This is a genomic window from Thiorhodococcus minor (assembly GCF_010820565.1).
In the GTDB taxonomy this organism is placed as follows: domain Bacteria; phylum Pseudomonadota; class Gammaproteobacteria; order Chromatiales; family Chromatiaceae; genus Thiorhodococcus; species Thiorhodococcus minor.
In genome coordinates this window covers 62,764-87,954 of sequence record NZ_JAAIJQ010000013.1, presented here as the reverse complement: position 1 = coordinate 87,954, position 25,191 = coordinate 62,764, and the positions used below count along the sequence as shown (strand labels likewise).

23 protein-coding genes, 5 tRNA genes and 1 pseudogene are annotated in these 25,191 nt (G+C 65.2%); 14 read left to right on the top strand and 15 right to left on the bottom strand.

Going from position 1 to position 25,191, the window contains the following annotated elements; genetic code table 11:
- Window positions 1–189: 189 nt before the first annotated feature.
- Complete coding sequence (locus G3446_RS06435; RefSeq protein ID WP_164451836.1) at window positions 190–3,753, bottom strand: EAL domain-containing protein; 3,564 nt, start codon at window positions 3,751–3,753, stop codon at window positions 190–192.
- Window positions 3,754–4,129: 376 nt separating this feature from the next.
- On the opposite strand from G3446_RS06435, the gene malQ reads away from it, so the two are divergent.
- Window positions 4,130–5,644: a 4-alpha-glucanotransferase gene (gene malQ, locus G3446_RS06430; RefSeq protein ID WP_164451834.1), complete on the top strand. Its 1,515-nt coding sequence runs from the start codon at window positions 4,130–4,132 to the stop codon at window positions 5,642–5,644.
- Window positions 5,645–5,718: 74 nt separating this feature from the next.
- On the opposite strand, the gene G3446_RS06425 is transcribed toward malQ, so the two are convergent.
- A complete protein-coding gene (locus G3446_RS06425; protein WP_342450054.1) occupies window positions 5,719–6,552 on the bottom strand; it encodes a class I SAM-dependent methyltransferase in 834 nt (277 codons plus the stop codon).
- A 174-nt stretch (window positions 6,553–6,726) separates the two neighbouring features.
- Here G3446_RS06425 and G3446_RS06420 point away from each other — a divergent pair.
- Window positions 6,727–6,817 (top strand) — tRNA-Ser (locus G3446_RS06420).
- A 40-nt stretch (window positions 6,818–6,857) separates the two neighbouring features.
- Here G3446_RS06420 and G3446_RS06415 read toward each other — a convergent pair.
- The 3 genes from G3446_RS06415 to folD all read right to left on the bottom strand — a co-directional run bounded on the left by G3446_RS06415 (window position 6,858) and on the right by folD (window position 9,139).
- A complete protein-coding gene (locus G3446_RS06415) occupies window positions 6,858–7,691 on the bottom strand; it encodes a hypothetical protein (RefSeq protein ID WP_245232343.1) in 834 nt (277 codons plus the stop codon).
- 26 nt (window positions 7,692–7,717) lie between these two features.
- Window positions 7,718–8,155 (bottom strand): PGPGW domain-containing protein, encoded by a 438-nt coding sequence (locus tag G3446_RS06410; protein ID WP_164451832.1) that lies wholly within the window; start codon window positions 8,153–8,155, stop codon window positions 7,718–7,720.
- Window positions 8,156–8,281: 126 nt separating this feature from the next.
- Complete coding sequence (gene folD / locus G3446_RS06405; RefSeq protein ID WP_164451830.1) at window positions 8,282–9,139, bottom strand: bifunctional methylenetetrahydrofolate dehydrogenase/methenyltetrahydrofolate cyclohydrolase FolD; 858 nt, start codon at window positions 9,137–9,139, stop codon at window positions 8,282–8,284.
- A gap of 207 nt (window positions 9,140–9,346) precedes the next feature.
- Here folD and G3446_RS06400 point away from each other — a divergent pair.
- The 4 genes from G3446_RS06400 (at window position 9,347) to G3446_RS06385 (ending at window position 9,844) form a co-directional block, all read left to right on the top strand.
- A tRNA-Pro gene (locus G3446_RS06400) sits at window positions 9,347–9,423 on the top strand.
- Between the two features lie 59 nt (window positions 9,424–9,482).
- Window positions 9,483–9,559: transfer RNA gene (locus G3446_RS06395), tRNA-Arg, on the top strand.
- A gap of 82 nt (window positions 9,560–9,641) precedes the next feature.
- Window positions 9,642–9,717: transfer RNA gene (locus G3446_RS06390), tRNA-His, on the top strand.
- Window positions 9,718–9,768: 51 nt separating this feature from the next.
- Window positions 9,769–9,844: transfer RNA gene (locus tag G3446_RS06385), tRNA-Lys, on the top strand.
- 16 nt (window positions 9,845–9,860) lie between these two features.
- Here the strand turns inward: G3446_RS06385 and G3446_RS06380 are convergent.
- The 8 genes and pseudogenes from G3446_RS06380 to G3446_RS29110 all read right to left on the bottom strand — a co-directional run.
- A pseudogene (locus tag G3446_RS06380) lies at window positions 9,861–10,460 on the bottom strand (site-specific integrase); the annotation flags it as partial.
- Window positions 10,430–10,678, bottom strand: a complete 249-nt coding sequence (locus G3446_RS06375) for a hypothetical protein (protein WP_164451828.1) — start codon at window positions 10,676–10,678, stop codon at window positions 10,430–10,432. The pseudogene G3446_RS06380 and the gene G3446_RS06375, both read right to left, overlap by 31 nt.
- Entirely contained in the window at window positions 10,675–10,962 is a 288-nt protein-coding gene (locus G3446_RS06370; RefSeq protein ID WP_164451826.1) for a hypothetical protein, read from the bottom strand. Before G3446_RS06370 ends, G3446_RS06375 begins: the two co-directional genes overlap by 4 nt.
- Window positions 10,959–11,249 carry a hypothetical protein gene (locus G3446_RS06365; protein ID WP_164451824.1) on the bottom strand — a complete coding sequence of 97 codons (291 nt, stop codon included), beginning with the start codon at window positions 11,247–11,249 and terminating at the stop codon, window positions 10,959–10,961. The genes G3446_RS06370 and G3446_RS06365 overlap by 4 nt, the downstream gene beginning before the upstream one ends.
- Before the next feature lie 118 nt (window positions 11,250–11,367).
- Complete coding sequence (locus G3446_RS06360; RefSeq protein ID WP_164451822.1) at window positions 11,368–12,072, bottom strand: hypothetical protein; 705 nt, start codon at window positions 12,070–12,072, stop codon at window positions 11,368–11,370.
- On the bottom strand, window positions 12,069–12,962 hold the full coding sequence (locus G3446_RS06355) for a helix-turn-helix domain-containing protein (protein WP_164451820.1): 894 nt from the start codon (window positions 12,960–12,962) through the stop codon (window positions 12,069–12,071). The genes G3446_RS06360 and G3446_RS06355 overlap by 4 nt, the downstream gene beginning before the upstream one ends.
- Complete coding sequence (locus G3446_RS06350; protein WP_164451818.1) at window positions 12,952–13,275, bottom strand: helix-turn-helix domain-containing protein; 324 nt, start codon at window positions 13,273–13,275, stop codon at window positions 12,952–12,954. The genes G3446_RS06355 and G3446_RS06350 overlap by 11 nt, the downstream gene beginning before the upstream one ends.
- Before the next feature lie 13 nt (window positions 13,276–13,288).
- A complete protein-coding gene (locus G3446_RS29110; protein ID WP_164451816.1) occupies window positions 13,289–13,507 on the bottom strand; it encodes a helix-turn-helix domain-containing protein in 219 nt (72 codons plus the stop codon).
- 83 nt (window positions 13,508–13,590) lie between these two features.
- On the opposite strand from G3446_RS29110, the gene G3446_RS06340 reads away from it, so the two are divergent.
- The 3 genes from G3446_RS06340 to G3446_RS06330 all read left to right on the top strand — a co-directional run bounded on the left by G3446_RS06340 (window position 13,591) and on the right by G3446_RS06330 (window position 17,535).
- Window positions 13,591–14,070 (top strand): helix-turn-helix domain-containing protein, encoded by a 480-nt coding sequence (locus tag G3446_RS06340; RefSeq protein ID WP_164451814.1) that lies wholly within the window; start codon window positions 13,591–13,593, stop codon window positions 14,068–14,070.
- 688 nt (window positions 14,071–14,758) lie between these two features.
- Window positions 14,759–16,621 carry an AAA family ATPase gene (locus tag G3446_RS28925; RefSeq protein WP_164451812.1) on the top strand — a complete coding sequence of 621 codons (1,863 nt, stop codon included), beginning with the start codon at window positions 14,759–14,761 and terminating at the stop codon, window positions 16,619–16,621.
- Window positions 16,618–17,535: a general secretion pathway protein GspB gene (locus G3446_RS06330; RefSeq protein ID WP_164451810.1), complete on the top strand. Its 918-nt coding sequence runs from the start codon at window positions 16,618–16,620 to the stop codon at window positions 17,533–17,535. Before G3446_RS28925 ends, G3446_RS06330 begins: the two co-directional genes overlap by 4 nt.
- Before the next feature lie 146 nt (window positions 17,536–17,681).
- On the opposite strand, the gene G3446_RS06325 is transcribed toward G3446_RS06330, so the two are convergent.
- Window positions 17,682–18,170 (bottom strand): peptidylprolyl isomerase, encoded by a 489-nt coding sequence (locus G3446_RS06325; protein WP_164451808.1) that lies wholly within the window; start codon window positions 18,168–18,170, stop codon window positions 17,682–17,684.
- 179 nt (window positions 18,171–18,349) lie between these two features.
- On the opposite strand from G3446_RS06325, the gene cysS reads away from it, so the two are divergent.
- From cysS to G3446_RS06305, 4 genes are all read left to right on the top strand, one after another.
- Complete coding sequence (gene cysS, locus G3446_RS06320; RefSeq protein ID WP_164451846.1) at window positions 18,350–19,732, top strand: cysteine--tRNA ligase; 1,383 nt, start codon at window positions 18,350–18,352, stop codon at window positions 19,730–19,732.
- Between the two features lie 101 nt (window positions 19,733–19,833).
- On the top strand, window positions 19,834–21,228 hold the full coding sequence (locus G3446_RS06315; RefSeq protein ID WP_164451806.1) for a sensor histidine kinase: 1,395 nt from the start codon (window positions 19,834–19,836) through the stop codon (window positions 21,226–21,228).
- Window positions 21,225–22,232, top strand: a complete 1,008-nt coding sequence (locus G3446_RS06310) for an NADH-quinone oxidoreductase subunit B family protein (protein WP_164451804.1) — start codon at window positions 21,225–21,227, stop codon at window positions 22,230–22,232. Before G3446_RS06315 ends, G3446_RS06310 begins: the two co-directional genes overlap by 4 nt.
- Window positions 22,233–22,557: 325 nt before the next feature.
- Window positions 22,558–24,009, top strand: a complete 1,452-nt coding sequence (locus G3446_RS06305; RefSeq protein WP_164451802.1) for a nickel-dependent hydrogenase large subunit — start codon at window positions 22,558–22,560, stop codon at window positions 24,007–24,009.
- A 46-nt stretch (window positions 24,010–24,055) separates the two neighbouring features.
- Here the strand turns inward: G3446_RS06305 and G3446_RS06300 are convergent, their stop codons facing one another.
- On the bottom strand, window positions 24,056–24,454 hold the full coding sequence (locus G3446_RS06300) for a hypothetical protein (RefSeq protein ID WP_164451800.1): 399 nt from the start codon (window positions 24,452–24,454) through the stop codon (window positions 24,056–24,058).
- A gap of 178 nt (window positions 24,455–24,632) precedes the next feature.
- On the opposite strand from G3446_RS06300, the gene G3446_RS06295 reads away from it, so the two are divergent.
- Entirely contained in the window at window positions 24,633–25,178 is a 546-nt protein-coding gene (locus G3446_RS06295) for a hypothetical protein (protein WP_164451798.1), read from the top strand.
- Window positions 25,179–25,191 lie beyond the last annotated feature (13 nt).

Genomic DNA, 25,191 nt, shown 5'->3' with positions numbered 1-25,191 from the left:
GGAAAGCGCAGTGCGGGAAATCTGCATGCTGCGTTTGACGAGGGGGGCCAGGGGCGACCCTGGCCTCTACTCTACCGCCCTTTGCGGTTCAACTGCTCTTCTTAGCATAAGCGGCTCGTCTGCGGATCCGTGGGCCCCTCATTCAGATGGCGCTCGCCAGAGGCAACAGGCGACAGGCTGCGCGGAGCGCTAATGAAGGGTTGGTGGCACGCTGCCGGATCTCAGCAGCGGCTCGATCTTCTCGGCGGGCAGCGGCAAGCTGAAGAGATGCCCCTGACCCACATCGCAGCCATGCTCGATGAGGAAGTCGCGCTGCGAGGCTGTCTCCACGCCTTCTGCGATGATCTTGAGCCCGAGGTTCAGTCCTAGGCCGATGATCGCCTTGACGATGGTTGCGTGCTGATCCGCACCCTTTTCGGTGTGGCCGCCGATCTTCGTGAGGAAGGATCGGTCGATCTTGATCGTCTGCATGGGGAGCTGGTTTAGGTAGCTCAGGGATGCATGTCCTGTCCCGAAGTCGTCCATGGAGAGTGCGAGTCCCAGGCTGCGCAACGCAGTGAGGATCTCGATGGCCTTCGCGACCGAGTGCATGGTGGCACTCTCGGTGATCTCGATCTCGAGCTGGTGCGGATCGACTGACGCCGCCGTCATGATCTCGGCGATGCGTGTCGCGAGCGCATCCTGGTAGAGCTCCTTGGCGGAGAGATTGACCGCGATCGGGACGATCGGAACGCCTGCCTCCTGCCACGCCTTGATCTGTTTGCACGCCGCTCTGAGCACCACGGGGCCGAGGTCGAGGATCAGGCCCGTGGCCTCTGCGATCGGGATGAAGCGTGCCGGCTCCACCAGCCCCCACTCCGGGTGGTTCCAGCGCACCAAGGCCTCCAGACTCAGAATTTCCCCGCTGCGGATGTCGACCCGCGGCTGGTAATAGAGCATCAGCTCGTCGTGCTCGAGCCCATGGCGCAGCGCCTGCTCGAGCTGGAACTGCTCGAGCAGCTGCTCGTTGAGTGCCGGCGTGTAGAAGCGATAGAGGCGTCTGCCGTCGCTTTGGGCTTGATGCAGGGCGGCATCGGCGTGACTGATCAGCTCTTCCGCGGTCTCCGAATCCTCCGGATAGAGTGCGATGCCGATGCTTCCGGTAATCCGCGCCAGATCGTCCGCGAGCTTGATCGGCTGCTCGAGCTGCTCGCGCACTTGCTCCGCCAGGGCGACGGAATCCTGGGCTTGATCGAGCCGGCTGACCAGGAGGACGAAATTGTCCCCGCCGAAACGCCCGAGGGCGTCTTCGCCGCCGAGCAGCCCCTGGAGGCGCTGCGCGACCTCGCGGAGCAGCTCGTCTCCCGCGCTGTGGCCAAGCGAGTCGTTGATCAGCTTGAGCTTGTCGAGATCGATGGAGAGTAGGGCGACGCCATGCCCGTCGTGCTTCGCGCGCGCGAGCGCGCGGTCGATCCGCTCCCGCATCAGCGCGCGATTGGGAAGCCCTGTCAGGGGATCGTAGTGGATCAGGTAGGTGAGGCGCTCGGTCAGGGCCTTCTTGTCGCTGATGTCCTCGCCCAGTTTGACGAGGTGTGAAATGACGCCTTGCTCGTCGCGCAGTGGCGTGACCAGGGCTTGCTCCCACAGCCGCTGGCCGGACTTGGTGCGGCTCGCGATCTCTCCGCGCCAGGTCTCCCCGCTCCTCAGCGTCTGCCAGAGCGTTAGCCAGGTTGGTGACGGATGATCCTCTTCGGCGGTCAGTTGCTGGATCTGACTGCCCCGAATCTCCTCGGCTGCATAGCCGGTGACCTGGCTGAATCTGGCGTTGACGTACTCGATGCGCCCACTCAGGTCCGTCATCACGACGATGCTGGGGCTCTGCTCGACCAGCAGCGCGAGGCGCTGAAGCTCTGTCTCGCGGGTCTTGCGCTCTGTGATGTCGATGAGCCCGCCATAGAGCCGCCTTGCGCCCTGATGATCCGGGTCTTCCTGGCACTCGGTGGTGGCCCTGACCCAGCGCGTGGAGCCGTCGCGGTGACGCAGTCGAAGCTCGCAGCTGGTCTTGGCGCCGGGCTCGATGTCCAGCGCGCGTTGCATAAAGGTCTGGCGATCATCGAGGAGGACGAGCGCGCTCCAGCCGCCGCGCGCGACCAGCTCGTCGGCGGCATAGCCGGTCAGGGCCTCCGCCGAGTCGGTGATCCAGTCGATCTGATAGCGTCCGCCAGCGCGCTTGAGGCTCGAATAGGCGACATCGCTCATCGAGGCGCTGAGATGCTGGTAGCGCATTTCACTGGCTCGGCGCTCGACCTCGATGCGCTGACGCACCAGCATGCTGGCGATGGTCTCGCTGACGAGGCGCAGGAGCCGGATCTCTTCTTCCGACCAGGCGCGCGCCTTGAGCATCGAATCCAGACCGAGCACGCCGAGCAGTTGGCCCGCGCTGCGCACCGGAAGGAGCAGGCGTGAGCGGATCAGCTGTCCGGTCAGCTCCGAGCGCAGGGCATCCTGCTCGGGCGGCAGCTTCATGACGTCCGGGATGCTGATGTAGGGCTCCTGAGCCACCCGCGGCAGCCAGAGGTCGAGGGCGCTCGCATCGATGTGTCGGCGCCGCTCCGAATCCTTGCCGCTGCGACTGCTCCACCAGCTGTGGGTTGGGCGCAGCCCAGGGGCGTCGCCACTGCACTGCTGCAGGTAGCAGCGGTCGACGCTCGCGAAGCGCCCGATGCGCGCGAGCGCCTCTGTGAGCTTGCTGTCGAGCTCTTCGCGCAGGCTGTTCGCGAACAGGGAGGAGATCTCAGAGATCAGCTCCTTGAATCGCAATTGCTGGCGCAACGCCGCTTGCGCTTGCTCGCGCTCGGTGACGTCGCGGATGAGGCCCTGGTAGCAGGGACCCGAGATGCCGGGGATGCGCTTGGTGCTGGCCTCCAGCTCGACCCAGCGGACCTTGTTGTCGGCCCGGATGAGGCGGCAGGTGAGTGTGAAGTGCGGCTGCTGCTTGTCGATCGCGGCGGCAAAGCAGCGCTCGACGCGATCCCGATCGTCCGGGTGTACCAGGTCGATCAGGTGGACGTAGCCGGACGCGAACGCCTGAGCCGGGAATCCCCAATGGCGCACGTTCTCCGAGGCATAGACCAGGGGCCAGCCGGGCTTGGCCTCCCAGCGCACCGCCACCGTGGTGCTGGCGTCGACCACCTCGGCGGTTGCGACCAAGGCCTTGCGCTGCTTGATGCGGTCGGTCTGGTCGACGAAGGTGCAGATGATCTCGGGCTCATCGCTCTCCAGGGCCGGTAGCTGCAGCAGGCGGACATCGGCGATCAGGGTTTCGTAGCGCGCGCTGCGCAGCCGAATCTCCGAGCGCGCCGCATGGCCGCGGGCACGCGCTTCTTGCAGCGCGGCGCCGAGCTTGGTGGCGTCCTCGCGCGTCGCGAGCTGGGGGAAGAGTCGGCAGTCGAGCGCCAGGGCATCCTTGGCGGCCTTGTTGTGGTCCTTGAGGGTGCCATCTGTTGCGAGCGCCAGGGCGGGTACCGGAAGATTGTGGAAGAGCTGGGCGAAGCGCGCCAGCGCCTGGTCGCTGAAGATCTGCGACGCGCGCAGCGCCTCTTGCTGCAGCTTTATCTCGCGGTGGTAGAGATAGAGCTCCTCCATGATGTCGACGAGCTGGATCTCCCCGCGATGCAGCTCCTCGACGATGCTCTCGATGGCCCGATCACGCAGAAGCAGCCGCGCCTTCTCGCGGATGCTCGCGACCGATCCCGGATCACTCTTCGATTTCATTGCTTCACGTTCAGTCCAGGTAGCCTGCCACCAGCCGTACAGCGTGGAAAGTCGCTGGCCGGAGCACATCTTCAATGAGAACAGCTCCTGATTATCAGGCCGAAATCGCTCGGACGTCGACCCGAATCGCGGGGCGCTCCACGGCAGGTCCCAGTGCATGGCGGCCAGGCGCCGAGAGTGACGCGTGGTCGAGCCAAGGACTCGGACGATTGCGCCCCTGGATACAAGCATAACCTGCTCGCCGCGGCTGTGTTCGAGTGTCCGATATTCGGAGCATGCGTTGCGATACGGTAACTCGATGAGATTTTTCCGTGGCGCTTTGGGTAGACTCCCGACTCCCCCAACCCCCAAGTCTTGATCGGAGGTCGATTCTGCCATGCACCGCTCGAGCGGCATCCTGCTTCACCCGACCTCCTTGCCTGGTCCCCACGGCGTCGGGGACCTTGGGCCTTCGGCGCGCCGTTTCGTCGACTTTCTGGCCGCCGCCGGTCAAGGTCTGTGGCAGATGCTGCCCCTGGGTCCGACGGGATACCGGGACTCCCCCTATCAGTGCACGTCTTCCCTCGCCGCGAATCCCCTGCTGATCAGTCCGGACCTGCTGCTCGAGTGGGGGTGGATTCAAGAGGCCGATCTGGAACGGCCGGAATTTCCGTCCGGCCACGTCGATTTCGGGGCCGTTGGGCCTTGGAAATACGCGCTGCTCGAACGGGCCATGGCGGGATTCGAGGCGCGTGCGACGCAGGCCGACCGCGATGCGCTCGCCGGCTTTTGCGAGACGCATCGCGCCTGGCTGGACGATTACGCCCTCTACCACGCGCTCAAGACGCACCATGAGCTGCGCCCCTGGACCGACTGGGAGCCCGAGCTCGCGCGCCGCGACCCGGGTGCGCTCGCAGACTGGGCCGCGCGCTATGCCAATGAGCTGCAGCTCCAGCGCTTCATCCAGTATGTGTTCGCGCGTCAGTGGTCGGAGCTGCGCGCCTATGCGCGAGCGCGCGGCGTGCGGCTGGTCGGCGACATGCCCATCTTCGTCGCCCATGATTCGAGCGAGGTTTGGACGCACCCGGAGTGGTTCCAGCTCGACGAGCAGGGTTGCCCGCGTGTCATCGCCGGCGTGCCGCCGGATTACTTCAGCAGCACGGGACAGCGCTGGGGGAATCCGCTCTATGACTGGACCAAGGTCGCCGAAGATGGCTACGCCTTCTGGGTCGAGCGTCTGCGCAGGATCCTCGAGCTGGTGGATCTGGTCCGCATCGACCATTTCCGTGGATTTGCCGCTTACTGGGAGATCCCCGCCAGCGAAGAGACGGCGATCAACGGCCACTGGGTGCGGGGTCCGGGCATGGCGCTATTCCAGGCGCTGCGCGATGCGCTCGGCGAAGACCTGCCGCTGATCGCCGAGGACCTCGGCGTCATCACGGAGGACGTGGAGGCTCTGCGCGATGCCCTCGGTCTGCCCGGCATGGCCATCCTGCAGTTCGGATTCGAGGACCTCGAAGACGGTTACGGCGCCTCGTCCTTTCTGCCGCACAATCACCGTCGGCGTCTCGCGGTCTATACGGGGACGCACGACAACAACACCTCCCTGGGCTGGTGGCAAGCCCGGCAGGACGCCCTGCGGCGCAACATCAGCGCCTATCTCGGCAGCGACGACGGCAGTGAGATCCACTGGGAATTCATTCGTGCCGCGCTGCGCTCGACGGCGGTCATGGCGCTATTTCCATTGCAGGATGTGCTCGGTCTCGGCGCCGAGGCCTGTATGAATCGTCCAGGCACAGAGGAAGGCAACTGGATCTGGCGCTATCGCGACGAGATGCTGAGCGACGCATCCGCCGAGCGCTTGCGAGTGCTCAGCAGACTCTACGCGCGCACGCCCTATCCGGCCGAATAGCTCGGGCGGAGCGGCATGGGCGCGCGCCCCGTGTGCTGTTCTTCACCCCGATCCGCTGAGTGGCCGGGGCTGGCTCATTTCTCGGCGGAGAGATAGGCGATCCAACCGGCGTCCGGCTCGCCGGTCTCGACCGGCAAGAAGTTGCCGTCCGGCTCGTCGTCCTCGTCCCAGCCCTGCCAGTAGACGAGCGTCCTGGCAAACCCGGCCTCCGCGAGCAGCTCGCGGATCTCGGGCAGCGTCCAAAGCCGCCAGTCGTAGCTGAAGGCGCGCTCCAGGCCCGAGCCGTCATCGAAGCGGAAATGGATGTCGCACTGCAGTCGGCCGGAGATCGGGTCATAGGCGGTTTGGTCCCACACGTAAGTGAAGTCGCGCCCGTCCGGATCGCTGACGCGCCGCTCCTCGCTCAAGACCCGAAAGGCGTCGTAGCCGCCGTAGGCGTCGAGGAAGAGCACGCCGTCCTCGCGCAGCGACTCCCGGACACGCCGAAAGTAGCTCAGGATGGCTGAGCGGCGCCGCAGCAGCCAGTAGCTGAAATTCATGGCGAGCACCATGTCCACTGGCTGCGCTTGGGGCTCGAGCACGTCGGCCTGCCGAAGCGCGACGCGCGCGCGGGCGGCCTCGTCGAGCGCGGCGACATTGTGCTGAAGGCCCCAGTCGAGCACCTCGGCGTCCAGGTCCAGTCCCCAGGCGCGATTCGTGCGGCGTCGCCGGACCCATTCGCAGCAAACCGCCCCTGTCCCGCAGAAATCCTCACGCAGCAGTCGCGCGCTGCGGCCGCGCAGCATCCTAAATGTGCGGTCGACTAAGTCTACCTCGGCGCTCGGGCTCTGGACCGCGAGCTCGTAAAGGCGGTGGCGGTCGACCTGATCGGCAATTTGGGGTGGAGAGACTTGCTGGCGTGCGGGCACGGCTGGGCTCGAATATGGCTGCTGCTGGAGTCGCGCTATTATGCGGCGGGCGCGTGGGCGATGTCGGATTTGAAACCGGGGCGGATCTCATGTATCTTTCCGCGCTCTTGAACGACAGGGAAGGTCGCGCGCCCCCGTTTCGAACGGCCAAAGCGCCCGGCGACGTCATTCTCCGGAGAGGTGTCCGAGTGGCTTAAGGAGCACGCCTGGAAAGTGTGTATAGGTTAATAGCCTATCGTGGGTTCGAATCCCACCCTCTCCGCCATTCAAGCTCAGTCTTCCACGGCAGCATTAGGGCGACCTCTCTATCGGCTGCCGCCCGTCGTCGGCATCACGCCGAGAATCCACCCCTCGACCTGCGCGACTGCCCGCTCCTGTGGCGTGAGTGCAGGCTCCCATAGCTTCGCGATGTCGCCGCTGCGATCCAGTCGCTCCAGCATGGCCGTCACGGCATAGGCGTCGTGCTGGTCGGGCGTCCGATCTTCCCTTGGCAAGGCCTTGCTCCAGAGTGAGGGGTAGACCTCGGCGATCGCCGAGTGGCCGCGCGGAATCGCCCAGCCATCGAAGGGCCAGAAGTGCAGCTGGCTTCCGAGTTGCTCCCTGAGTAGCAGCAGCCAAGGTAAGCCTGCATGGGTGGACTTTGCGACCGAGCCTGGTACGTCGAAGTGGAAGACGGATTTCGCCTTGCAGAGGGTTTCCGTGACGCGGCGCCATTTTGCACTGCCCATCCGGGCCGCGCCGTCGCCGGCGAAGCCATCGCGGACGCAGTCGACGTCGATGTTGTCGCCATCCGTTGGCCAGTGCGTGCGAAAGTCTTTGAGAAAGCTCGACCAGTCGGGCTCGAGGTGATGGGTCTCGAAATACCTGATCGGAAAAGAGAAGGCGTGGTCGATACCGACCAGGGTTGGAGCGGGCTCGGCAAGTAGCTCGAGCAGCCATTCGGCGATTCCTCGTCGCGTCCAATACTTCCTGGGGCTGGGCGGTGGAGGGAGCTCGCTTGGCGCGATGCCCTGTTGCGCCACGTAGACGCGCAGACCCTTGAGGCTGGAGGTTGGGGTCTCGGCCCCCGAATAGTCGATTCCGACGTAGCGCTCGAAGGCTGCCGCGCCGGTCATAGGGCTCGGGATCTCCTCGCGCATTGGTGCTCGATCTCGTCGGGGCGCGATCAATCCAGTGTTGCCGCCGGTGCTTGCAGGGGTGGCCGGCCGGCGCGGCGGCGCAGCCAATTGATGCCCCCCATGATCTTCGCGCTGCTGGCAAGCCTGCGCTCCAGCGCGAATTTGCCTGGGAAGTCGCTGAGCACGAGTCCCATCAGGATCGTCAGCAGGCCTTGCCCGGGGAGCACGAGCATGAGGATCCCTGCGATGACGAGCAGCCAGCCAAGCGCGTTCTTCGCCGCTCTGATCGCGATGTAGACCGCGGGATGGCGGCGGCGCAGGGGTGGGCGGTGGCGCGCGGGATCAGCGAAGTAGTTCTCGGGGATGAGTGCCGCGAGAAAGGGGAGTGCCAAGACGGACAGGATGCAGATCAGCAGCGAGACGCCGCCGATCCACAGCAGGACATCTTCGTGATGCTCGGTCCAGGTCAACGCCTGCTCGATCATGCCTCTGTCCCCCTGCAGCTCTGCGCGGAGCGGCGGCGGTGCTGGTTGTCAACGCCCTCGATGTCTCCGGGCGCAGCTCGATGGGCTCGGCGCGGAGCCCGACCGCGGCCGATACGGCTTGGCCTTCTATGCGGCTGCGTGTAGATCCGCTGCCTGCAAGGTGTTCTGCAGCAGTGTTGCGATGGTCATGGGGCCGACGCCGCCGGGGACTGGCGTGATCCAGGAGGCGCGCTCGCGGCAGGAGGTGAAATCGACGTCGCCGATGAGCTTGCCGTCGGCGCCGCGATTGATGCCGACATCAATAACGATAGCGCCTTCCTTGACCCAGTCTCCTGGCACGAATGCCGGACGCCCCACAGCAGCGACCAGGATATCGGCGCCCCGGGCCTTGTCGGCAAGGTCCTTGGTGCGGCTATGGCAGATGGTGACCGTACACTTGGATGCGAGCAGCTCCATTGCCATGGGGCGCCCGACGATGTTGGATTGGCCGATGACCACGGCGTCGAGTCCTTCCAGCGAGTGTCCCGTGTGCTCCAGCATGGTCATGATGCCCTTGGGGGTGCAGGGGCGCAGCAAGGGGATGCGCTGCACTAGGCGGCCGACGTTATACGGATGGAAGCCATCGACATCCTTGGTGGGGAGGATGCGCTCGGTGATCGCCGTCTCGTCGAGCTGCTGCGGCAAGGGGAGCTGGACGAGGATGCCGTCGATCTTGGGGTCGGCATTGAGTCGGTCGATCAGGGCCTCGAGCTCGTCCTGCGAGGTCGTCGCGGCAAGCTCGTGCAGCTCTGAGTAGAAGCCGACCTCCGCGCATGCCTTGCGCTTGTTTCGCACATAGACCTGAGAGGCGGGATTCTCGCCCACTAGCACCACGGCAAGCCCGGGCGCCTTGCCGCCGTTCGCGACGAGATGCTCCACGCATGTCTTGATGTCGGCCCGAATCTTCGCCGCGATGGCCTTGCCGTCGAGTATTGCTGCGCTCATAGCTAACCTGCATGTCCCATAAAGAACAGTATGATAGCGACTCGTCGCGGTCGACGGAATGCTCGGGGTGCCCTGATTGCGACGCCCCCGCCTTCGCGCGGCGTGCGCAGATCGGTCTTGACGTGCTACGGCTCCCTCCGTAAACTTCGCGGTCTTCGGTTCCGGGCCACTCTCAAAGCAGGTGGCAATGCATGGATCATCCGAAGCCGGGGTATAGCGCAGTCTGGTAGCGCGCCTGCTTTGGGAGCAGGATGTCGGGGGTTCGAATCCCTCTACCCCGACCAAACACGCCAACCAGGCAGCCTCCGCGGGCGCGAGCCGCGCCGCGACTGCGCCCAGTTAAGCGCCCGTAGCTCAGCTGGATAGAGCAACGGCCTTCTAAGCCGTGGGTCGCAGGTTCGAGTCCTGCCGGGCGTGCCAAAAGCGAGGCAATCCGTTGCTTACCAGGACTTGGCAAGTTACGGTAAAATGGCAGCAGGATGCCAATTTGTTTGGTTCTATGGTGGACGTAGCTCAGTTGGTAGAGCGCTGGATTGTGGTTCCAGTGGTCGTGGGTTCGAGCCCCATCGTCCACCCCAATTTTATCGGCAGCTGGCAGTGCAGTCGCTAGCCAGTCGCCTCAGCTTACAGGGCCGTTAGCTCAGCTGGTAGAGCAGTGGACTCTTAATCCATTGGTCGTAGGTTCGAATCCTACACGGCCCACCAAATATGAAGAATAGAATCAGCCGGTTAACGCCGGCTTTTTCTTTTCTGCTCCCTGGCTTTTCGGGTTAGTGTGCAAATCAGTGTGCAAGTGCACCGGCGGTTGAGGCTGCTTCGGGCGGTCGAGAATCGCGGCTGCCGAGGCTAAATCGTCGGGTCGAAGATGCGCATAGACGCGGGCCGTGATTGCGACATCTCCATGCCGGAGCAATCCAGAAACCCGCTCGATGCCGACTCCTGCTTGAACAAGCCAAGACCCGAACGTGCGCCTCAAGTCGTGAGGATGCACTTCGCTCAGTTCGGCGTCTGCTACACACGCGGCAAACCCCTTCTTCACGCTTTCAATCCGGCTGCCATCCTTCCGGCAAAAAACCCACGGCGACGCAGGGCAATATTCCGCCCTGAAGCGCGCGCGTGCTAGGATCGCTTCTCGAGCTTCCTGGTTCAGCGGTACGCGCCCCGGCTTGCCGTTCTTCTGTCCCGTCTTTGGTGCTCCTGGGCGGGCGGCCTCGAAGGTGATGCACCCACCTTGAAGGTCGACCCGCCGCCACTCCAGCCACAGCATTTCCCCCGGGCGCAATCCCGAGTTCAACCCCAGGCGAATGAAATCATGCAGCCAGGGATAGCGCTGCTTGCGGCGTGGACTCTCGGCAGCTTCGAGGAGGCGAGCCGCTTCGGCTTGCCCTGCTTGTCGCGTCCCTCAACGACATGCGCCCCGGTGTTGAAGCGCTTGGCCCAGGCCACTCGCCGGTCGACGGCGAGGTAGCGCAGGATCGCGTCCTGGATGTCTCGCTCCCGCGGCTCGACCGGCGTCAGGCGAAAGGCACGGCGGCTCATGGCTGGCCCTCCTGGGGCTGGTTGTAGATGGCGTTCAGGATCTCGCGCGCCTCGTCCGCGTAAGGTCCGGTGATCGGCAGCGGTGCGCGCGCGGACCCACCGGCCAGGTGCCGGGCCAGGACGGCGAGTTGCTGCCGCACGTCGGGGCAGTTGCGGTAGCGCCGGCGGAGCAGGGCGCGGTAGCCCTCGGGCGAGGCACACTCGGGCGTTGCGGCCAGCGGTCCCACTGCCCCTGAGTGCGTGTCGGCGGCGAGCTGGAAGACCCCGCGCCAGGCGTCGCTCATGGGCGCGCCTCCCGCTGCAACTCCGCGTAGCAGGCGTGAAACTCCCGGGTCGGCAATACCGAGGCATCCCCGGCGAGGTAGCGCTGTTCGGCCAGCTCCACTGGCCAGCCGGACAGGTGACACGCTTCGACCATCCGCGCGATGAAGGCCTGGGGCCACTCGGGGTAGAGCGTCGCCAGCTCGGCCGCTCGCGCAAAGGCGAACCGCTCGGAGGCATCCAGCTCGCTCAGGATGCGGATCGAGCCGGCGGTGTAGGTGCTCTGCTCGGTCGCTGTCGTTGCCCTCATCTCGCTTGAGCCTCGTTCTGGAAATGCTCCTCAGCGGCGCTGTACGGCTCTCCAGGGTGATTGCGGGAAGAATGTATTCGCATCTGTGAGCAATTAACGTGGGCACGCTGAGATGCGCTCAGGCGCTCTCGGACGCCTCCTCGCTCCGGGGCGGCTCTTGGCCCGCCAGTGCCGCGCGCACTGTCGCGACGAACCGGCGCGCGTTGCGAGCCTGCAAGTCAGGAAGCCGATGGACGTTGCCAGCGAGTAATCCCGCAACGGCGGCGATCTCGCCATTCGGCTTGGGCGGTGGCAGGAGCGCGGCGGCGTGCTGATGCGGCAGCCGGCCCTGCTCGACCGCGCGGGTCAACGCCTCGGTGCGCCGCTCGGGGTCGTGCCCCAGACTTGCTCGCCAGGCGGCCGGGACCAGTGTCCGGCGCGCATCGGCCACCAGACGCGCATAAGTCGCGACGAAGGCTTGGCGGGCGCCCACCTTGTCGCCCGCCTCCAGGATCGGCTGAGCTACGCCCCAGGCTTCGGCCATCTCGCCCGTCCAGACCACCGTCGCGGCCTCGTCCGTCGCCTCGACCGCGATCGACCACGCCTCCTCGGGCGCGGGCCGTCCATCCAGGGCGCGGATGCGTCCGACCAGATCGGCCGGCGTGGGTGCGAACTGGCACTCGGCTGCATGCAGGCTCAGCGCGCGGCTGACCACGGACCACGGGAACGGCTCCAGGGTGCGCCACCACAACGCCAGGGCGGCGTCGGTCGGCGCGGGCTTGCCGTAGAGCTCCAGCAGACCGAGGAGTTCGGTCTCGAACGCGTGGGCGTCGCTGGTGTTCATTGCTCAATGACCTCGTAGCGGGTGGCGTCGATGGCCTGACCGCCGAGCATGGCGGTCAAGCGTCCGGGTGCTGGATTATTGCTGTAAGCAAGTATAGCACTCGATTGGCAATTATTTCGCTCGCGCAAAATCCACAGGCGCCACCGTGCGTCCCACTCCTCGGCGGTGAGGGTTTGGCTCTGGTGGTAGACCCGGAATTTCTCCCAGGTTGGCTTTGCTGCGATGTCGGGTCGAAGCGCTCGGGCGATCTCTTGCCAGTCGAGCGTCACCGCGTCGATGTGCACGGCCTGATCGTGTGAACACTCCCCCTCGGGGGTCTGAGAGAGAGTCTTACTTGCGGACTCGGAAATCTCACGCGCGCGGGAAGAAGACTCTCTCTCTCTTCCCCCTAGGGGGTTATTTACTGGTTCTTTACTGGTTCGGTAGTCAGGCTGACTATACCCCTGGTCAGCCTGACTATACCCACCCTGGTCAGCCTGACCATACCCCCTAGTCAGATTGACCATACTACCCTGGTCAGCCTGACCATGGTCAGCATCCGATAGGCACGCATCCGCACCAAGTTGGTGCGGTTCATCCTCGCTCATTCGTGCGCTTTTCGTGTGCGTTTTGACCTCCGCATCATCGACCGGAAGGGTGTAGCGTGTCGTCTTTCCCAAGGTGTAGTCACATAAGATCGTCGGCGGCTTTGTGCTGGCCAGCTCCTTAATGGCGCGGGAAACGCTGCTGTGTGAAAGCCCCGTGACGCTCATCAGATGCTCTGCACCTGGCCAACAGGTATTGCCACTACCCCGGTCCTTGCAGCAATCCGCCAACGCGATCAGGACCACCTTGGCCTTGAGCGTGAGCCCAGGCCGATAGAGCGCCCAGCGCATCGCTTCAAAGCTCATGGGTCAGCCTCCGATCAATGGCCGCTGCGGCGGCTTGCGGCGTCCAGTAGTTCAGCGCGAGCTGGTAGATCGTTGCGTCGTGATGGTGGCCTTGTCGGTCGCGGCGGATGAGGCGGGCGGCTTCGAGTTCGGCCAGCGCCCGAAAGACGGTGCTGCGCGAGAGCCCAGTCATAGGGCCGAGCTGCTTGATCCCGACCTGGCAGATGCCGGGTGTTTCGGCCTCCTCCGAGGCGAACGCCAGCGCCAAGAGGAGGAGCTTCGCCATGGGTGAGGGGCATTGCTGCCATGCCCAGCGGATCGCGTCGTGGTCCATGCGCGCCTCCGGCCTAAGCGGCGTCGAGGAGTTCTGAGAGCTTGGCTCCCGTGGTCTGAGCGGCCAGTTGCAGGACGCGCAGGCTTGGGACGCGCGCACCTGACTCGATTTGGGAGAGGTAGCCCTGGGAGAGGCGCATCTTTTTGGCCATCTGCGCTTGCGTGAGTCCCGCGCGAAGTCGAGCGGCCTTCAGGGCACAATGGAGTTTGTGGAGTGTCGATTCTGCGGGCATCGTCAAAGTCTCCGCTATTGCTTCTGTGAACTAATACTAGCTATCAGCTATCATTTCCGGCAAGGTGATTGCCTTGTGCAATAATGACCGATATGAGCAGCGAACTCGGCAATCGGCTTCGGGCCGCCCGCAAGGGCTTGAATCTATCCCAGGCGGCGCTTGCGAAGCTGGCGGGTATCTCGCAGCCGTACTATGGCCAGATCGAGGTCGGTGATCGGGAGCCCTCGCCGGAAGTCTTGCGCAAGCTGGCGAAGGCAGCGGACACGACGGTGGCCTGGCTGCTTGATGGTGTCAGCGAGCATGGCGTAGACTGCGCCGCCGATCAGCGAATGGCCGTGCTGAACGACCCCCTCGTGGCCGCCGGTCTGCGGGCGCTCGCCGAGGACGAGCCGATGTGCGGCGTCCTTGAGATCAGCAATGCTGAATGGGGCGTGCTGAAATCCATCCAGATGACCTTCCAGCCAGACAAGGAAGGGTACCTGCTGCTGCTGCATGCTTTCCGTCATGTCGAGAGATTGGCTAGCGTCGGTCGTCTCGCTAAGCCGCGAAAGCAGCGCGACTAATGGGCGGTGTGCAAATCAGTGTGCAGGACGTGAGTCGGCGGACGTCACTTCCTGGCACAAACAGACACTTTAGTAGCTGGGGTGGCGGTCTAACGTGTTGATTTTTAAGAAGTATGCTGGCGGGTGCTGGACTCTTAATCCATTGGTCGTAGGTTCGAATCCTACACGGCCCACCATCATCAGCCGGCGACGTCATACGACGCGTCGGCTTTTTTCTGCCCGACGCCTAGAGCCCTGGGCCCTGGCTCGGCAGCCTGCGGACCCGTCACGCGGCATGCGTCCGATTTCGCCGGACCCAGGGCTCAGCATGCGTGCGGGCTGCCTGTCATGGGTCGTGCGCGCTTGCTTGACGCTCGATTCCTGGCTGAACTAGTCTCGCGCTCTTCGCGCACCCGAGCCGGTATCCCGCATTTGGATCGTGATGCTCGATTTCCGGGAGGGGGGCGAGCGAGGAGGTCGGGTTTCGCGATTGCTCCATTTTCGGCACATGCTCGTGCTCGAGAATGGTCGTGCTCGAGTTATGGTCGTGCTCGAGAAGAGTGAGGCAGCTCCGTCCTGCCAAGTGACGCAGATCGAGCCCCCGGCCTCATCGGGCGTAGCTTCCATCGTCGAACTTATTGCCGAGCCTAGGCCGCCCGAGCAGGAGCTTCCGGGCAGGCCGCGGTGATCGCCGCACCGAGCAGCCAGCGTGTATCCGAAATACTTTGGGCTCAAAGAGCCCAGTTTCTCGATTGCCCCTGATCCGCAATACCTCTTTCTCAGTGCTCAGCACAAGGAGGCCCTTGCTCACCTCCTCTATGGCGCGGGAGAGAGCGGCGGTTTCGTGCTCCTGACGGGAGAGGTCGGCACCGGCAAGACGACCGTCTGTCGTGCCTTTCTGGAGCAGCTTCCGGAGGGCGTCGAGGTCGCGCTCATCCTCAACCCGGCGCAGTCCGCGAACGAGCTCCTGACCAATGTGTGCGAGGAGTTTCGCATCCCCCTGCCCAAGGGAAAGCTCTCCAACAAGATGCTCGTCGACCGCCTCAACGAGTATCTGCTGGAAGCCTATGCCAAGGGACGCAGGCCGGTGCTCATCATCGACGAGGCGCAGAATCTCCTGCCTCAGGCGATGGAGCAGATCCGGCTGCTGACCAACCTGGAGACAACCAAGCACAAGCTGTTGCAGATCTTTCTGATCGGCCAGCCTGAGCTGCGGCGGATGCTAGAGCGTGATCGTCTGCGGCAGCTCAATCAGCGCATCACGGCGCGTTTCCACCTGACCCCCTTCACCTTGAAGGAGACCGGCGACTATATTCGCCATCGCATCGCCGTCGCGGGCGTGGATCGCCCCTTGTTCTCGGCGCGCGCCGTTCGCCGAATCTACAAGTTCTCCGGCGGTGTGCCCCGATTGGTCAACATCCTCTGCGATCGTGCCCTCTTGGGTACTTGCGTCACGCGTGGCTCTCAGGTCACGCCGGCGATCGTGTCCGCGGCGGCGCGCGAGGTGCGCGGCGATCCGGTCGACGAGAAGGCGCGGTCTCCGTTTCAGTTGGCGCTGATCGGCTTGGCGTCCTGCGGGGTCGCTGTAGCGCTCGCGCTTGCGGCCAATGCGCGTCTCGGACTCGATCCGGGGCGGCTGATCGCCAGCTTGGTCGAGGAGGATGCGGGAGAGTCGCGTGAAATGGCCGAGTCGAGTGGCGCCGCGCTCGATGTCCCTGAAGAGGTCTCTGGTGCGCCGGAGGTCGCGGGGGAGGGCGCTCCGGCTGTGGGTCTGGCGCAAGGCCAGGATGAGGTGCGCCCAGCGTCCGTGACTCCGACCGATGGGGTAGAAGTGCCGCAGCCTGGCGTCCTTGGGGCTCCCTCGCCGGCCGTCGGCACCGGCGAGCCTGAGCCGGTGGAATCCGTGACTTCGGTGGAGTCGTCCGCATCCCTCTCGGCCGAGGACTTGGCGAGACCCAAGACCGAGGCGATGATCTTGCTGCTCAGGCGTTGGGGGCTGGATCTGGACACGCTTGGCGTCGGAGATCCCTGCGAGCGGATACTCACCTTCGGTCTGACTTGCGCGCAGGAGGAGGGGCGCTTGAGCCATGTCAGATTCTTCGACCTGCCGGCGCTGCTCGAGGTCCGCGCGGCAGGCGGCGCGCTCGCCTATGTGCCTTTGGTCGAGCTCGGGGTGACCGAGGCGACGCTGGAGGCGCCTGGAGGCGCCGAGCGGGTCGCGGTTGCCGATTTGGAATCGGCGTGGACCGGCAACTATCTGCTGGTGTGGAAGCTGCCGCCTGGCGGCTCGGATTTCCTCGCTGCGGGCTCCTCCAGCGACGACGTGCGCTGGCTGCGAGATCAGTTGGCGAAGGTGCCGAACCTGGGCGTGCTCAAGAGTGATTCTGCCATTTTCGACGCCGCCTTGGAGAGTGCCTTGCGCGCCTTTCAAGCGTCGAAAGGGCTCATGCCTGATGGGATCGCGGGTCCGCGGACCTTTGTCGCCCTGGAGCATGCCGTTTCTCTGGAAGGCGTGCCGAGTCTGGCGCCGGGCGACCTCGCCGCGTCGGTGGTCTCTGAGGGCGGGCCATGAGCTATATCCTCGAGGCGCTCAAGAAATCGCAGCAGGAGCGCGAGCTTGGTCAGATTCCGACGCTGGATGCGAGCGGGATTTTCGTCGAAGACAAGCAGCCCGTCCCCCACAACTACTGGGTCTTTCTAGCTGTCGGGCTTGCCGCCTTGGCTGTGCTGATCGCGCTCTACGCCGCCTTTCGCGGTGGCAATCCGGTCGAAGCCCCTGCCGAGGATGGCCGGCCGGCGGCCGAGGCGGCGCAGGGCATGAGTCCGGCTCCGATCTCGGTCCCCACGGCAATGCCGCCGGAGGCTCCGCGCGCGCCGATCGCGCCCAAGCCTGGCGCCGAGCAGCAGGTGCAGGTCCTGATCCAAGCGCCGCCACCCAAGCGTGCGGCTCGGCCCGCTCCTGTGGCTCCGAAGCCGCGCGATGCGGTCGAAGAGGGGGGCTTGGTTGGCACCTATGCGCGCCCGACCGAAGGTCCGCTCGACCCCGCAACCGAGGAAGCCCTTCTGCGTCAGCTGCAGGCCGAGCAAGATGCCCTCAGCGGGATGCGCGCGCCGATGGACGAGGGGCTGGGGCAGCGGCCAGAGCGGAGCCTCATCCCTCCGGATCTCGTGCAGGATATCGAGTCCTTCAAGCAGCAGCTGCGGCGCGAGAAGGGCATTCCGCCGCCTGAATCCGCGCGCAAGCGCGCCAAGATCACGGGTGACCCGACGCGGTTGCGCTTGACCGCTCAGCAGCGCGCCATGGTTCCTGCCTACCTCATGACCGTGCACGTCTATGACGACGATCTAGGCAAGCGTTTCGTCGTGATCAACGGCATGAAATACCTTGAAGGCGAGGAGACGCGGGAAGGCTTGCGTGTGGAGCAGATCCTGAAGGAAGGGGCCGTGCTGAGCTATGTCGGCAACCCCTTCTATGTGCCGCGGTAAGTCTGGAGTAGAGCGGTGAGTCTGGTGTCGTGCGGTGAGAATGCCACAGATGCGGTGGGCGGCTGGGCCGAGGGGTGCTGGATGGATACGGCACGCCGAGCGGGGCCGCGGCCCCGCTCGGCGTGCTCAGGGGAGGGCGAGCGGGCTCAATCGACGATCTCGGCCTTCTCGATGATGACGTCTTCCATCGGGACGTCCTGGTGGCCGTTCTTGCTGCCGGTGCTGACGCCCTTGATGGCCTCCACGGTCTCCATGCCTTCGGTGACCTTGCCGAACACGCAATAGCCCCAGCCGTCCTGACTCGGGTAGTCGAGGAAGTCGTTGTTCGCGACATTGATGAAGAACTGCGACGTGGCCGAGTGCGGGGCCATGGTGCGGGCCATGGCGAGCGAGCCGGTGACGTTCTTGAGGCCGTTCTTGGCCTCGTTCTCGATCGGGGCGCGGGTCGGCTTGGCGTTGAAGTCGGGCGTCATGCCGCCGCCCTGGATCATGAAGCCGTTGATGACGCGGTGGAAGAGCGTGCCGTCATAGTGGCCGTCACGGACGTACTGCTCGAAGTTGGCGCAGGTGGCCGGGGCCTTCTCGGGGTCGAGCTCGATAAGGATATCGCCGTGGTTGGTCGTCAGTTTGATCATGCAATGGCTCCAAAGCATTGAGTGGCGCCGATCGGGGGCACCTCGTCTCGTGTCGATTCCAAGTCGTCACATGGTAAGGACTTTTGCCAGGCACGGAAAGGCGCCGTCACCGGCGGAGAGCGCGCTTTGCTAAGATGTGAGGCTCAACCGCAGTTCATTTCATGAGTCGAATCGCCCAGATGCTTCAGATCTACAATAGCCTGACCCGTCGCAAGGAGCCCTTCACACCGATCGAGCCCGGAAAGGCTCGGATGTACGTCTGCGGGATGACGGTGTACGATTATTGCCACCTGGGGCATGCGCGCGTCATGGTCGTCTTCGACGTGGTGTACCGTTACTTGCGGGCGATCGGTTACGACGTGACCTACATCCGCAACATCACGGACATCGACGACAAGATTATCCGGCGCGCCAATGAGAACGCCGAGCCCGTCGCCGCGCTGACCGAGCGCTTCATCGCCGCCATGCACCAGGACGCCGAGGCGCTCGGCGTCCTGCCGCCGACGGACGAGCCTCGGGCGACCGGGCACATGGGCGAGATCCTCGGCATGGTGCAGGCCCTCATCGGGCGTGGTCTGGCCTATGTCGCGGACAATGGCGACGTCTACTTCGCCGTGAGCCAGTTTCCAGACTACGGCAAGCTCTCCGGCAAGCACCCGCAGGATCTGCGCGCCGGCGCGCGCGTCGAGATCGGCGAGGCCAAGCGCGACCCGCTCGACTTCGCGCTGTGGAAGGCCGCCAAGCCGGATGAGCCCGCCTGGGATTCGCCCTGGGGACGCGGGCGCCCAGGCTGGCACATCGAGTGCTCCGCCATGAGCACCTGTGCCCTCGGCAGCCATTTCGACATCCACGGCGGCGGTGCGGACCTGCAGTTCCCGCATCATGAGAACGAGATCGCGCAATCCGAGGGCGCGACTGGCGAGCCCTTCGTCAACGTCTGGATGCACAACGGATTCGTCCGGGTGAACGAGGAGAAGATGTCCAAATCGCTGGGCAACTTCTTCACCGTGCGCGAGATCCTGCAGCGCTATCGGCCGGAGGAAGTGCGCTACTTCATCCTGACCAGCCACTACCGGAGTCCGCTCAATTACGACGACGAGCACCTGCAAGGCGCGCGCGGTGCGCTGACGCGCATCTACACGGCGCTGCGCGGACTTCCGGCGGCCGAGCCGGCGGGCGGCGCGTCCTTCCGCGAGCGCTTCAGCGCAGCCATGGATGACGACTTCAATACGCCCGTGGCGCTGTCTGTCCTCTTCGACCTGGTGCGGGAGATCAACCGGGTGCGTGACGAAGATGGCGCGCGCGCGGCGGCCCTCGGCGCGGAGCTGCGCGGGCTGGGCGGTGTCCTGGGGATTTTGCAGTCCGATCCGGAGGTTTTTCTGCGCGGCGAGTCCACCTCGGATGGACTCTCGGACGCCGAGATCGATGCCCTCATCGAGCAGCGCAGGGCGGCGCGCGCCGCCAAGAATTGGGCCGAGGCCGACCGCGTCAGAGACCAGTTGACCCAGGCTGGGATCATTCTGGAGGACGGCGCATCCGGGACGACCTGGCGGCGCGGATAGCCAGCCCTTTCCCCTGACTCCCTGAGTCGGCGGCTGTAGAGATCGGCTGGTAATCGGCCTTCGTCGGTGCGCATCGCGCGCGATCAACCGCAGCTCGCTCAATGGCAAAGCCTCGCACAGACACCGACTCCGTCGAGACGCGACCGACACCGGACGCACTTGGATCCGCCGAGGGGGCAGGACGTCAGGATGACCTCTGGATCGAGGTCATCCGCAAGATGGATGAGACCTATGCCGACCTGGTGCGCTACCAGGTCGAGCTGGAGCAGAAGAACGCGGCCCTGGAGGCGGCGCACCAGTTCATCTTCAGCGTGCTCGCCTCCATGACGGATGTCCTCATCGTCTGCGACATCAATGGTCGGATCGAGGAGGTCAATGCGGCCTTGGAGTCGCTGACAGGGATCCCGGAGGAGGGGCTGATCGGTCGTCCCTTCCAATCCTTGCTCACCGCCGAGTGCCTGGAGCTGGCCAGCGGTTTCGCCGAGACCATCCGCAACGACGCGGTCCATGATTGCGAGCTGACGCTGCGCGCCCAGCAGGAGGACGTCCCGCTCGCGGTGAACTGCTCGTCGCGCTACGACTCCCGAGGGCGCCTGGTGGGGATGGTCCTGATCGGCCGGCCGGTCGGTGAGCTGCGCCGCGCCTACGAGGCCCTGAACCGCGCGCACGACGAGCTCAAGCAGGCCCAGAGTCAGCTCATCGGCGCCGAGAAGATGGCATCCCTGGGCCGCTTGGTGGCTGGGGTCGCGCACGAGCTGAACAATCCCATCAGCTTCGTCTATGGCAACGTGCATGCGCTGGAGCGCTACCGCAAGCGTCTGCGGACCTACTGCGACGCCGTGGATGCCTCGGACCCGCCGGAATCCCTGCAGGCGTTGAAGGCAGAGCTGAGGATCGAGCGTCTGCTCGACGACTTGGACCCCTTGATTCGCGGGACGCTGGAGGGGGCCGAGCGCGTGCGGGACGTCGTCCAGGACCTGCGGCGCTTTTCGAGTGGCCAGAAGGGCGAGCACACGAATTTCGATCTGGTCCACGTGGTCGAAACGGCGGTGCGCTGGGTGACCAAGGGCAGCCATCCGGGCGCCCAGGTCGAGACCCGGCTCCCGGAGCGGCTTGAAATTCGCGGCCACGCCGGCCAGATCCACCAGGTAGTGATGAATTTGGTACAGAACGCGCTGGACGCCATCAAGGGAGTCGAGGGACCCCGTGTGCATGTCAGCCTCCAGGCGCTGGAGCGAGCAGAGGGCTCCGCTGTTGGTGCCGATCCTGATGGGGCGCCAGTCGTGCGTCTGAGTGTCGAGGACAATGGTCCGGGAATCTCGGAATCCGACCTGCTGAAGATCTTCGATCCCTTCTTCACGACCAAGCCGGTCGGCCAGGGAACCGGGCTGGGTCTATCCATTAGCTATGGGATCGTGGCGGACCACGGCGGCCGTCTGATGGCGGAAAACCGCGCAGAGGGTGGCGCCCGTCTCGTGATGGAGCTGCCCGCATGAGCGCGCCGGCTTCGATTTTGTGGCTGCAGTCCGGGGGCTGCGGCGGCTGCTCCATGTCGCTGCTCTGCGCCGAGGCGCCCGCGCTGCCGGATGCCCTGGCAGCCGCGGGCCTCGAGCTGCTTTGGCACCCGTCCCTCAGCGAGGCGAGTGGTGGCGAGGTGATCGATCTGCTTGCGGCCCTGGAGTCCGGGGCTATGCCGTTAGACATCCTCTGCGTCGAGGGTGCGCTGCTTCGGGGGCCAGAGGGAACCGGACGCTTCCACATGCTGGCGGGGACGGATCGCGCCATGACGGATTGGGTGCAGGCTCTGGCTGAGCGGGCTCGGCTCGTGGTGGCCGCTGGGAGCTGCGCCGCCTTCGGCGGCGTGACCGCGGGCGGTCCGAATCCGACCGATGCCTGTGGGCTGCAGTTCGAGGGTGCCCATCGCGGCGGTCTGCTCGGCGGCGATTATCGTGCTCGCTCAGGGCTGCCGGTGGTCAATGTGGCGGGCTGCCCGACGCATCCGAATTGGGTCTGCGAGACGCTTGCCGCCCTGGCGCTGGACAGTGTCGCCGAGACCGACTTGGACCCCTATCAGCGCCCCCGGATGTTCTACGACCATCTGGTCCATCATGGCTGCCCGCGCAACGAGTTCTACGAATACAAGGCGAGCGCCATCCGGCCCTCTGACCTGGGCTGTCTCATGGAGCATCTCGGCTGTCTGGGTACCCAGGCGCACGCGGATTGCAACCTGCGGCTGTGGAACGGCGAGGGCTCCTGTACCCGCGGCGGCTATGCCTGTATCAACTGCACGGCGCCAGAGTTCGAGGAGCCCGGGCATGCCTTTCTGGAGACACCCGCGATCGCGGGGATCCCGGTCGGGCTGCCGACCGACATGCCCAAGGCATGGTTCGTCGCGCTGGCCTCGCTCTCGAAGGCGGCGACGCCTGAGCGTTTGCGGCGCAATGCCGAGGCAGACCATCTCGTGGTGTCGCCTTCTGTGCGCAACCCCTATCGGCGCTAGCGGCGCGAGGCGTGCGTTTGTCCTGCAGGCATGACTTGAGCCGCAAAGGCGCAAAGCACGCAAAGGGAAACAAGCGCTTGACCGATACATGGCTTTCATCCGCTTGATGAGGACGATCGGCTTTGCAACGATTTGAAATCCCTTATGGGCTTCGCGCTCTTTCCGATGCGGCAGCTCGCTTCAGCTTGATGCGTCTTCTTTCTTGGCCCTTTGTGCTCGCCGCGGCGCTGTCTTCGGTGCTGTCGTCGATTCGCTGTTCGGGCTCGTCCGCTCAGGGGAGGCCGAGAGGCGGCCGCTTCAGCTCGGTGCCGAGTCTAGGCTGGCCATGAGTCGTCTTGTCGTCGGCCCCTTCAATCGGGTGGAGGGTGATCTCGAGGTCCGCATCGAGGTCGAGGACGGTCGGGTGAGCGAGGCCTGGGTGGTCTCTCCGCTCTATCGCGGCTTCGAGCAGATCATGCTCGGCAAGGATCCCTTCGATAGCCTGGTGATCGTGCCGCGGATCTGTGGGATCTGCTCTGTGTCGCAATCGGTGGCCGCGGCCCATGCGCTTCGCCAGGCGCAAGGCATCCAGGCGCCGCCCAATGGCGAGCTTGCGACCAATCTCATGCTCGCTTGCGAGAATCTGGCCGACCATCTCACGCACTTCTATCTCTTCTTCATGCCCGACTTCGCCCGGCCCGTCTATGCCGACGAGCCCTGGTACGAGGCCGTTGCCGCGCGCTTTCGCGCGGGGTCGGGAAGCGCGGCGGGTGAGCTTCTCCAGGCGCGCGCGCAGCTCTTGCACCTCATGGGGCTGCTCGCCGGCAAGTGGCCGCATAGCCTGAGTCTCCAGCCGGGCGGCTCGACGCGCGCGGTCCAGGCGCAGGAGCGCATTCGGCTCACCATGATCCTGGCGGGTTTTCGGCGTTTTCTCGAAACACGTCTCTTCGGCGATGCCCTCGAGGCCATGGTCGCGCTCGACGGGGTCGCGGCCCTAGAGGCCTGGAGCGAGGCGGCTCCGCGAGGGGAGGGGGATCTTCGTGGCTTCCTGCGGCTGGTGCGCGACCTTCGGCTCGATCGGCTCGGGTGCGCGGTCGACCGCTTCATGAGCTACGGAAACTATCCGCGCGCAGGCCGCCCCCTGTTCGCGTCCGGACTCTGGCGCGACGGCGACCTGGGGGCACTGGACGTGGAGGCGATCGCGGAGGATCTGTCGCACGCCTTCGTGCTCGGTGGCTCACGGCCGCAGCACCCGAGCGCGGGCAATACCCTCCCGGTCGCTGAGAAGCCAGGGGCTTATACGTGGTGCAAGGCGCCCCGGCTAGACGGCCAGGTCGTCGAGGTGGGGGCCCTTGCCCGTCAAGTCGTCGATGGTCAGCCGCTGATTCGCGACCTTGTTGGGCGGACTGGGGGCAATGTCGCCAGCCGGGTGATCGCGCGCCTGATCGAGTCCGCGCGCATCCTGATGGCGATGGAGACCTGGGCGCGGGCCCTGGAGCCAGGTGAGCCCTTCTGCGCGGCGAGCCCCCTGCCGGAGGAGTGCGAGGGTGCCGGATTGGTCGAGGCTGCGCGCGGCAGTCTCGGGCATTGGCTGCGGGTGCGCAACGGGCGGATCCTGAATTACCAGATCGTGGCGCCCACGACCTGGAACTTCTCCCCGCGCGACCAGCATGGGGCTCCGGGTCCTCTGGAGCAGGCCCTCGTCGGAGCCGAGGCGCGCGATGGCGAGCGCACGCCCGTCGCCGTCCAGCACATCGTGCGCTCCTTCGATCCTTGCATGGTCTGCACCGTGCACTGAGCGGGGCGGCTTTCGCCAGGCTGCGCGCTCGGCACAGGCAGTGCCCTCAGTAGATGGAGAGCGGGTCGCAGGCGCGCTGGCACTCTTGGTGGCGGTTCGAGCAATAGCCGTAGAGATTCTCGGCGCATGACCACCAGGGGTAGCCACAGTCCTCCTCGGAGAAGGCGGAGGCGAGGCACCAGCGGTAGCCGCGGAAAGAGGCGGCGTAGCCGGCCTCGCACTGGCGGTAGTCATAGCGTGCCTGCGCGTCACAGCTCTTCTTGGCGGCACGGCAGTCGGCGAGGCAGCTCAGCTCGGTGAACTGCTGGGGCACGGGGCCGTCCGGGCTCAGCGGCTTCGCGCATCCCCAGAGCGCGAGCGACGAGATCAGTACAGTCGCGGCGAGCGCGATCCTCTGTCTCAAGAGCGGTGAATGCAAGCGCGGCAGTCGGGTTTCGGGCCTCATCGGTCTCACTCCAGTCTCGATCGGCGAATGAGGAGGCGTCTCCATGACGCCACAACCCGGAACTTTAGCCGGAAATCGCGACCCTGTGCACCATTAATGACTAACTGACCACACGGGAAAGCGGGATCGGGGTAAACTTCCAGACCGATCGATCACCATGGCTAAGTGGAGAAAGCCTATGTTTCGACTGGTCGCCGTTGCTGCTGGCGTGTCGTCCCTGATCGCGGGCTGTGCCGTGCTGCCGCCAAACCACCTGGGCGGGATCGCCACCAGCGTTTCGCCGCAGGAATACGGCGATCGGCTGTGCCGGCACCTGGATCTGGAGGACTATTCGGGGTGTGTGAGCGAGGTGCTTGAATACTTCGAGACCCCGCGTCCGAACGACATTCCCCCAGGTCACTCGACCTCTGGCCCCATTGCCGTGATGTTCGACGAGGACGTCTATACCGGACACTATGACTCGGCGCCGCCCTTCGCCGCGAGCTTTCGCGTCTCCAATGGCGTCAATGCCTGCAGTGCCAGCTATAACGGCCTCGGCGACTCGCAAGACGCCTTGTTCGACGTCTATTGCAACGACGGGCGTAGCGGCTGGGCCGACATGATCCTGGCCATGGATGGACGCAACGGCATTGGCAAGCTGGCGCTCGACGACGGCTCGCGGGCGAACATCGTCTTCGGTTATCTGCCGCTCGGGCGGGCCGAGCCCTATCCCTACCGGCCCTGAGCCTGCCCGCCCG